This is a genomic window from Salinibacter sp. (assembly GCF_042218895.1).
Lineage (GTDB): Bacteria > Bacteroidota > Rhodothermia > Rhodothermales > Salinibacteraceae > Salinibacter.
The window spans coordinates 24,392-32,774 of the sequence record NZ_JBDGQQ010000090.1 but is presented as its reverse complement, the minus strand read 5'-3'; the positions used below and the strand labels follow the sequence as shown (position 1 = coordinate 32,774).

6 protein-coding genes and 1 riboswitch are annotated in these 8,383 nt (G+C 64.4%); of the genes, 1 reads left to right on the top strand and 5 read right to left on the bottom strand.

Features of this window, described 5'->3' with window-relative positions:
* The first annotated feature begins 208 nt into the window (after positions 1-208).
* A complete protein-coding gene (locus tag ABEL04_RS08355) occupies positions 209-1,636 on the top strand; it encodes a sialidase family protein (RefSeq protein ID WP_375801931.1) in 1,428 nt (475 codons plus the stop codon).
* Between the two features lie 204 nt (positions 1,637-1,840).
* Here the strand turns inward: ABEL04_RS08355 and ABEL04_RS08350 are convergent, their stop codons facing one another.
* From ABEL04_RS08350 to ABEL04_RS08330, 5 genes are all read right to left on the bottom strand, one after another.
* Complete coding sequence (locus tag ABEL04_RS08350; RefSeq protein ID WP_375801930.1) at positions 1,841-2,857, bottom strand: sensor histidine kinase; 1,017 nt, start codon at positions 2,855-2,857, stop codon at positions 1,841-1,843.
* 177 nt (positions 2,858-3,034) lie between these two features.
* On the bottom strand, positions 3,035-3,787 hold the full coding sequence (locus ABEL04_RS08345; RefSeq protein WP_375801929.1) for a PIG-L deacetylase family protein: 753 nt from the start codon (positions 3,785-3,787) through the stop codon (positions 3,035-3,037).
* Positions 3,788-4,178: 391 nt separating this feature from the next.
* On the bottom strand, positions 4,179-5,276 hold the full coding sequence (locus ABEL04_RS08340; RefSeq protein WP_375801928.1) for a YncE family protein: 1,098 nt from the start codon (positions 5,274-5,276) through the stop codon (positions 4,179-4,181).
* 59 nt (positions 5,277-5,335) lie between these two features.
* Positions 5,336-7,300: a TonB-dependent receptor plug domain-containing protein gene (locus tag ABEL04_RS08335; protein WP_375801927.1), complete on the bottom strand. Its 1,965-nt coding sequence runs from the start codon at positions 7,298-7,300 to the stop codon at positions 5,336-5,338.
* A 201-nt stretch (positions 7,301-7,501) separates the two neighbouring features.
* A riboswitch (cobalamin riboswitch) is annotated at positions 7,502-7,822 on the bottom strand.
* Positions 7,823-7,919: 97 nt separating this feature from the next.
* Entirely contained in the window at positions 7,920-8,312 is a 393-nt protein-coding gene (locus ABEL04_RS08330; protein WP_375801926.1) for a hypothetical protein, read from the bottom strand.
* Positions 8,313-8,383 lie beyond the last annotated feature (71 nt).

Sequence of the window (8,383 nt, the reverse complement as noted above, 5' to 3'; positions counted from 1 at the left end):
TTGTGACCTCATCGGAGAATTTGAAGGACCGCCCGAGTTTTGTCGTGTACTGAGGCAGACATGAGAGCGGAAGGAATAAAAACTGAATACCGAAGTGAGAAAGAAGTAGGCACATGTTAGGACCCTTCCCTCCGGTTTTTTCCTGATTCCCCGCAGCTGGAGATGACGTAGACTTCCCTGCCCCCTTTTCATTCAGCCTTTCGGCTCCGTGATATTTTCTCCGAAGGAAAACATGGCCTACTTGGGCCTCCTCTGCTGCCTGCTCGTGGCAGGCAGCGCGGCGCCCTCGGTTCAAAGCCCTGGCCCCGTTCCCGACAGCACGGAACGCGACGAGCAGGAATCCGGCTGGTCGGATCCACGTCGGCTTTGGCCGGAGGCCGGCCATCCTCTCTTCAATCCCAGCCTCGCCGTCACCGACACGGCCGTCTTCGTAGCCGGCAACGGGGACCGAGACCCTGAGAAACGGGTCGGCGAGAATTCTCTCCCCGACAGTATCAACGAGGTCTTTGACGACACCACCCGCCTCCGGATTCGCCAGATTGGTGGGCCGGAGCTTTCGGTGCCCCCAGGGAATTACGAGATGACCCATCCGTTTTTCGGCGTCACTCCCGGTGGCCTGCACCTCATCTGGTGCGAGCCGGACCCTGACAAGCTCCGGAAGAAGCGTGCTGGGAAAAACGTCGGGTTCCTCTACACCAGGGTCTATCATAGTCGGCACGCCGATGGACACTGGACGCCCCCCGAGTCGGCGATTCCGCTCGGCCGGGATGAATCCGGCCGGGCTGAATACTTCCACATTCCGGTAGACGGAAGGGGCACACTCCTCGCGGGACCGAAAGGGACTCTCCATCTTATCGTCGGGCGTCACACCAACCCGGAAAAACACGGGGTCCTCTACTCACGGTGGGTCCCCGGGCAGGAGGCGTGGCGCGAGCAATCCCTCCCGGAATTTTCAAAAATAAAACATGGAATAAGACGTGGGGTTAGTATCGGCACTATTGCCGACGTTGCCGTCCGGCCCAGCGGAGACGTGCACCTAGCGACGGTTAGTGCGATTTCCGGGAACCCGAACAGCGTTCTCACGGCCCGCTGGCCGGCGGAACGTGCGGAGTGGACGAACCAGAAGGTGCTCTGGTATTCGAACGACCCGGAATCGGACCGGTTTGGTGCTGACGGACAGGGCGTAAATGACCTAACCCTGCTCTCGGACTCGAGCGGGACGCTGTACCTTCTGCGCGAACAGAGCCTCGATCAGGGAATATCGCCGGAGGCGGCCCGCCTGGTTGTCTCGCGCGATGGAGGCCGGTCTTGGTCGGAGCCGTTCGACTTTCCATTGTCTGACCACTTCGGGGGAGGGTTCTTCGGGGTGCTTTCCCACCACGCGGTGGTAGCCCCGAGCGGGCGGCTGCACGCGGTTTTCCTCGGGTCCGGTGCTGGGTCCGATGCTCTCTACCACGCCAAGTGGTCGGCAACGGAGGGCTGGGGAGAACCTCTGCGGGTCAACAATCCGGAAACGACGCTGTGGCGGCCCGACCTGGCGGTTGGTCCCGACGGGGAGCAGTTGCACCTGGTCTACACGCGGCGGGTAGACGGGGGCCCTCCGGAGGCGGTCCACCGAACCTTTCCGCTGAGATGAGCCGGTAGGCTTCTTTCCGTTATTCCTCTGAATGAGGATAGTACCCCCGTCAAAGATCACTCGCGCGGGTCTAACGGAAGAGGTTGCGACCGACGCGACGTGAGCGGGGCGCTGGGAGCGAAGGCAACCAAGCGCTTTTAAGAAGGGCTTTCAGAGTGAATCAGGCGTTTCCGCCGTAACTCCGCGCCAGGGATGTCGCCCCTGCTACGGCTGATGGGCAGGCTCCAAGGCGGATTGAGGCGTCGTGGGCAGGGTGAAACTGAAGGTAGAACCCTCGCCCGGGGTGCTTTCAACGTGCAGCTCGCGGTCATGCGCACCCAAAATATGCTTCACGATGGCGAGACCCAGCCCGGTCCCCCCCTGATTCCGAGAGCGGCTCTTGTCGACCCGATAGAAGCGTTCGGTGAGGCGTGAGAGGTGCTCCTCGGGAACGCCAATGCCGTCGTCTACGACCTGGATGTTGACCTCGTCGGCCCGGGCTTCGGCCCGTAGCAGCACAGTGCCCCCCTCGCCGTTGTATTTGATGGCGTTGTCGGTCAGGTTCACCAAGACCCGCCGGATGCGGTCCTGATCGCCGTAGACGGCTGGGAGGTCCGGGTCCACGTCCTGCCGCAGCGTGATGCCTTCCTTCTCAGCCTTCACCTCGACCGACTCGAGGGTCGCCTCGAACACCTCCGGCACGTCAAACTCCTCGCCCGACATGCTCAGCTCGTCGGTCTCGATCTTCGTAATCGTCGAGAGGTCCCGGGCCAGGTTGTCGAGGCGGTTGACGTTGTGCAGAATTTTCTCCAGAAACGTGCGGTTGACCGCCTCGTCCTCCAGGGCGCCGTCGAGGAGGGTCTCCGCAAAGCCCTGCACGGAGAAGATGGGCGTCTTGAGCTCATGCGAGACGTTGCCGATAAACTCGCGCCGGTAGCTTTCCCGCTCTTCGAGCTCTCGAATCTCGTTTTCCAGGGACTGCCCGGTGCGGTGGGCCTCCCGCAGGAGGATGTCCAGCTCGTCGTCCGGGGACCCGGACGGTGCCGCGAGGGCATCAAAGTCCTGGTCCCGGATCTGACGCAGGGTGGACCGGAGGAGGGTCAGGCGCCGGTCGAGCCAGGCGTGGCCGGCAGCGTAGGCGGCGGCGGCCGTACCGGCCCCAACCGCTGCGGCGGCCCATACGGTCGGTCCCGGCACCAGCAGGGTCGATACGCCCGCCACGAGGCCAGCTGGAATACTCACCTTCAGGGCGAGTCGGTTGACAAACGAGGGGACCCGGTCGGAAAGCACAGGACGTGCGGGACTGGCCCAAAAGCAAGGGCAAATACCTATCAGTCGTACCCCACCGACCGGTCTACACGTTCCCGAGCGTAGGGCGTGCGGCGATTATGAAACTGAAAATGCCTCCATCCCTGCCTCTCAGGAGGATTGTCGGTCCAATTCAGCTTGGTCGCTGGGGTCGGGCAGGGCCGCCAACAGAGAGGTGAGCGGGGGATCGTGATCCTCTCCGAACAGCTCGAACGAGATGCTGTCGCCGACGGACTCCAGGGGCTGGTGCTTCTCGATGACTGGACGATACGTTTCGTACCGGTAGAGTGCCTCGCGCCCCGTCTCAAGGTCTGATGCCTGCACCGGGTACTCGCAGTCGATAAGCGTGGAGGGCGAGTGGCGGAGGTGGTCCGGACGGTCGGCATCTTCGGAGGGCGGGGGGAGCGTGTAGAAGGCGAGTCGGCGTGGATGAGGGGCCCCGTCGCGGCGCAACGCACAGGCTACGCGTTTTACGAGAGCGTGCGTGACGAGGTGATCGGGGTGTCCGCTGATCCCGTGGACGGGATAGGTGATTACAACATCCGGCTCTGTCGCGTGGATTCGGTCGGACACCTCGTCCTCGAGCACCAGCGGGTTGAGTTCCCCGAGCCGGCCGTCTGGGTATTCGAGGACGGTGAGGGATGTAAGATCCAGGGCCGCCGCAACGTCGTGCATCTCCTGGTAGCGCGTTTCGGCCATTTCTGCCTTCGAGTAGCCCAGGCGCTCCCGCTGCGACGTTGCCTCACCACGCGTGAGCGTGAGTAGGTGTACCTCGTGCCCCTCCCGTCGCTGTCGAGCGATTCCGGGAGCCGGTCCGAAGCACTCGTCGTCGGGATGAGGGAAAACGTATAGGAAGGTAGCCATGGGCTCGAACATAGAGGAAAAAACACGCGCCAGTGCCGAACGGGCAGGGTGAACGGGGGGACGTCCCGGGGCCAACCTCTCGTCGGCTCGGCGCTACGCTGAGGATGAGTCGTCGGCCTCAATAACCTGATCGAAGGTGATCCGGCCCGTTTTGAGCATTCGGCGTACGTACGGGTGACACAGCTGGCAGTTTTCGCCGAACGTGATGTGCGCCTGCAGGGTCAGAGACCGAGTTGGCCCCTGTGGCCTCGGCAACCGCCTTCAGCTCGGCAAACGTCTTCTGGTAGCAGTAGCAGCGATCGATGTCCATGGGAGGGCGCGAAACGGCACAGAATGCAGGCTATGGGGATCGCGTCACGGGGCGGGGAGACCGCCGTGTCAGCAAAGATTCCTACCTGGTGGTTCGGCGGAAGCCGATGTCGATGGGGGCGACGCCCGCCTCGAACGACCCCGCCATGGTGCCGTCCCGACGGTGGACAGTAACCGTGCCCCCCGCCGAGAACAGGTCCGACTCTGCTCCTCGACCGATGTAGAGGCGCTGCGCCCGAGCGTCGTAGGCGATGGTCCCGATGGGAGCCCCCGACGCCGAGAAGCGGTCCGCGACTTCGTTCGTGCCGGCGTCGAAGCGGAGTACTGTCTGGTCGGCAAGCACGGCAAATGCCTCGTCGGACCGGGGGGTGTAGAAGACTCGCTGGCCCTGTGAGGCGGAGGTCAGCATTGTGTCTAGGGGAATGCGGGTCGTGATCTCGGGGGGCGCCGGATCGAGGACGCGAATCGCGCCGTCGGTACGGTCGACGACTTCGAAGTCGTCGTTGTAGATCGTCGAGCCGGCGCAAAACACGAGGAGCTCGCCCTGACGGTCGAAGCTGAGGAAGCGCGGAGCGTCGCACTCGACAGGCACAGTTTGCTCGACGGTCATCGACGCGGCATTGACGACCGCCACGTTTCCGTTCCGACCGCCAAGGGCCACGTACACCTTTCCTTCTCGGACGGTGAGGCCTTCTGGGGAGCCGCCAACCTCAACGGAATCCACCACCTCGCCGCTCGACCGATCAATCTGGTAGAGCTTCGGGGACGGCGACGCGCTGTAGTCCTGACCGGTTACGTAGCCCCGCTCTTCGGTCGCGACCATGTACCGGGGATTGCGGATTCCGGTGATCTGGCCTACCTGCTCGCTCGTCTCCGCGTTGAAGACCCCAACACTGTTCGTCCCCCCGAACAGAAGATAAAATCGACGGGGGGCCATGGTGATGCTCTGGATGTACGAGGCAAAGCCAGGATCGTCGGCCGGGAGCCGCTGAGTTTGCTCGGTGGACGGATTGTAGATTGTGAGGCTGCTGTTGCTCAGGCGGAAGCCACCGGCGTTGGCTACGTACACGCCGGAGGTGACGACCTCAGTGTCGGAGTCGGTGCCCAAAAGGTCACAGCCCGCGAGGATGGTGCTCAGGGCGACGAGCGTGAGGACGAAAACGGTGGGGCGGCGGGTCATGGGAATGGGAACCAAAGATGGAAGAGTAGTTCTGGTGGAGTGTCCGGCAGCGAGGGGCGCTAGAGGGCGAGGAAAAGCCGGACGTGAACGTGACGGGGCGGCATAGGGCGCCCCCCGATGCTCTGATAGTCGGTATCTAGCGCATTCTCGACTCGGACGGCAAGCTCTGCTCGAGTTCCGCCGAAGTCGTGTCGAAGGCGAAGCTGGGCGTCGGCCAGTGCGTAGGCGTCGAGGAACTGGGTGCCGTCACTTGTAGCGGGACGGCGGCCCGTGCAGCGGATGTTGAGGTCGAGGGCAGCCGGCCCCCACGCAAGGGTCGTGTGGGCCTTCATCTGATTCCGGGGGACGTAGAGCAGCGGCTCATTGTAGGAGGCAGCACCCGGATTGGACCGATTGCGGGCGTCCGTAAAGGTGTACGTCAGTCCCGTCCGGAGGCCCGTTCCGAAGGGAAGGACCCACGACCAGGCGGCCGATGCCTCAGTTCCGAGGGTCCGCACCCGGCCCACGTTGGAGGGGGACCAATATCCCTTCCCCGTGGGCTGCCATACGATTTGGTCTCGGCGCCAGTGCGCGAAGGCCGTCAGTTCGACGTGCCCGCGTGGGCGATCAAGGCGGACCCCAAGGTCGCCTCCCCAGCTCTTCTCGGGACGCAGGTCTGGATTGCCGCCGGGCTGCCAGTACCGGTCGTTGAAGGTGGGGACCCGAAAGGCACGCCCGACCTGCGCCTTCACGTGCACGCCCGGCCAGCGGGGGAGGGGCTGCAAGTTGAGACCAATTCGCGGGTTCACCGTCAGGCGCGGGTTGCTGTCTGGCATCCAGTAGACGTCCGTCCGGAGGGCCGGGTACAGCACGAGGCGACCGTAGCGGGCCGTGCCGTCGACGAAGGCCGACAGGTGCTCCTGGTGGGGCCGGCTCCCGAGCCGCGGGTGGTGGGCACGGGCGTAGCTGCCGGACAGTCCGCTGGCCACCGTCCACCCCGAAGATACGGGCTGCTGCAGGGTCGCCTCTAGCGAAGCAAGCCCCGTTCGCCCCGTCTGGTCGAGGTCCTGGGCAGGGTTGACGTACCGGAGCCGGGTGCGCTGAACAAGCCCCTGGACCCTGAGGCGACCCTCGCCGAGAGGCACTCGGTCTGCCCCCCAGATCCGAAGCTGCGTGTCCCACTGCCGCGCCGCCGCCGGGGCCGCCGCGCTCGCCGGCGGCAGCCCGCGCTCGGCGTGGGTCAGCCAGCTGGACACCCGGAGCTGGTGGTTCGACACGCGGGTCCGCACACTGCCGTAGAGGGTGCGACGCGTGCGATCGGCGTTACGGCGACGAACGGTCTCCGGAGGAAACTGGCTGTCGTCGACGTACGGAAAGTTCCCGTCGGTTGACTGGTAGTCCGCGGCCACCAGGACAGAGGTGGAATCTGCCGGGGTCCCGCCGACAAGGACGCTCGCCCCTCGCGTTCCGAACGCGCCCACCCTGGTGGCCAGGCGGGCATCGATGGCGGCGGGTGGGGGACGAACGGTCCGGAGCTGGATGGCGCCACCAATTCCATTGGAGCCATGAACGGGCGAGGCGGGCCCATGCATCACCCGCACGGACTGGAGGAGCACCGTAGGCAGGAGCGAGAGATCGAGGTGCCCCACCTGGGGATCCGTGATGCGCTGCCCGTCGAGCAGGAGCGCGGTCTGAGAGGCCCCAGACCCCCGCAGGGCTGGCGTGGCCAAGCCGCCGGTCCCGTATCGGCGCACGTGCAGCCCGGCCCGGTCTTCGAGCAGGCCGGCGACGGAGGAGGCTCCCGTCACGCGAAGGGCGGTCGAGTCGAGAATGGTGATCCGAGCCGGGGCCTGGGCCGGCGAGGTCGGGATGCGGCTCGCCGTGACGGTCAGCGGCGGGAGCGATAGCTTCCACTCCACGCGGGACGTATCGTCCTTCGCCGGTGTGGACCGGCCCGACCGCGCGGCGGCATCGGCCGGGTTCAGGCCCGCAAGTGCCACCACGCCCGCAAGAAACCACAAGTATACCGGAAACGGAGCATCCATAAAGAAAAGCCCTCACCTCTAGCTGAGGTTTGGGCGGCTGCTCCAGGCCCGGTACGATACGGGTTTCCCTGCCGTAGACCACACCGGAGGAACGGGCCTCACAGGCGCGGATCTCAACGCAGAGACGGTCGATGGAGCCAGGCACGCCACAAACCTCTGATCCCGGAGGTTCTTGGCGAGTGAGGAGCCCATTCGCATCGGCTCCTCATCACGCACGCAGGCAGGTCTCCTGGCTCATCGAGCCGGAACGGTCTACGGCAGAACCGTCACCGTAGACGGCCGGATGCACTCGACGGATTCCCTTCCCGCCACGACGAGCCGTCGTGCGATCGACAACTCGGTCGGGGCAGTGGCAATCCGCCGGCGGTACGCATCCAACGCTCGAATCACAGTTGCGGGGACAGCCCCAGACTGGCCAATGGCGGGCCTCAAATCGTGACCTTCGCCATTGGCGGCACTGGCGTTCCCTTTTCATCTCGCCCAGCAAGGGCCGAGGCGAGAACCTGCAGCGTGTGTAGAGGAATTACTGCAAAAAGGCACAGTCAACCTAGCCGAGCGGCCCGGGGAACCACAATCTCTTCATGGGATCTTCCGTGGCGCGGCACGAAGACAGAGAGCCCTACCGGTCCCGCAAACGCCGCGCGATTTGAGCGGTGCGTTCCGACTCGTTGCGGGTCTCGGACGCCGGGTCGGATGGGGGCTTAAGAGCATCTTCCTCAACGGCATCTAGCGGAGGCCCATCGGTCGTATCGTCGTGCTGTGCTATCCAGGCCTCACTGGTCACGATGGTTTCGAGGTTTCGGACGCGCTGCTGGAGCGCATCCCGCTCCCGCTCGACGTGATCAAGTCGCTCGCGAAGAGACTGTAGACGATCCTCAATCTCTCGGGTGGAAGTCCCCAGTTCTTGATGTTTCGCTTTGAATTTGAGCCACTCCTTATATCCGGCCAGGAGGATCCCCAAGATGGGAATGCCGAGCACCATGACGGTAGCGATGACGGGAACGACGGACATGGCGGGGACAAGAACGTGACTTGCAGATCCGCGGCAGTATATATGAAGAACGGTCTTTGCTGTTGCGCGCT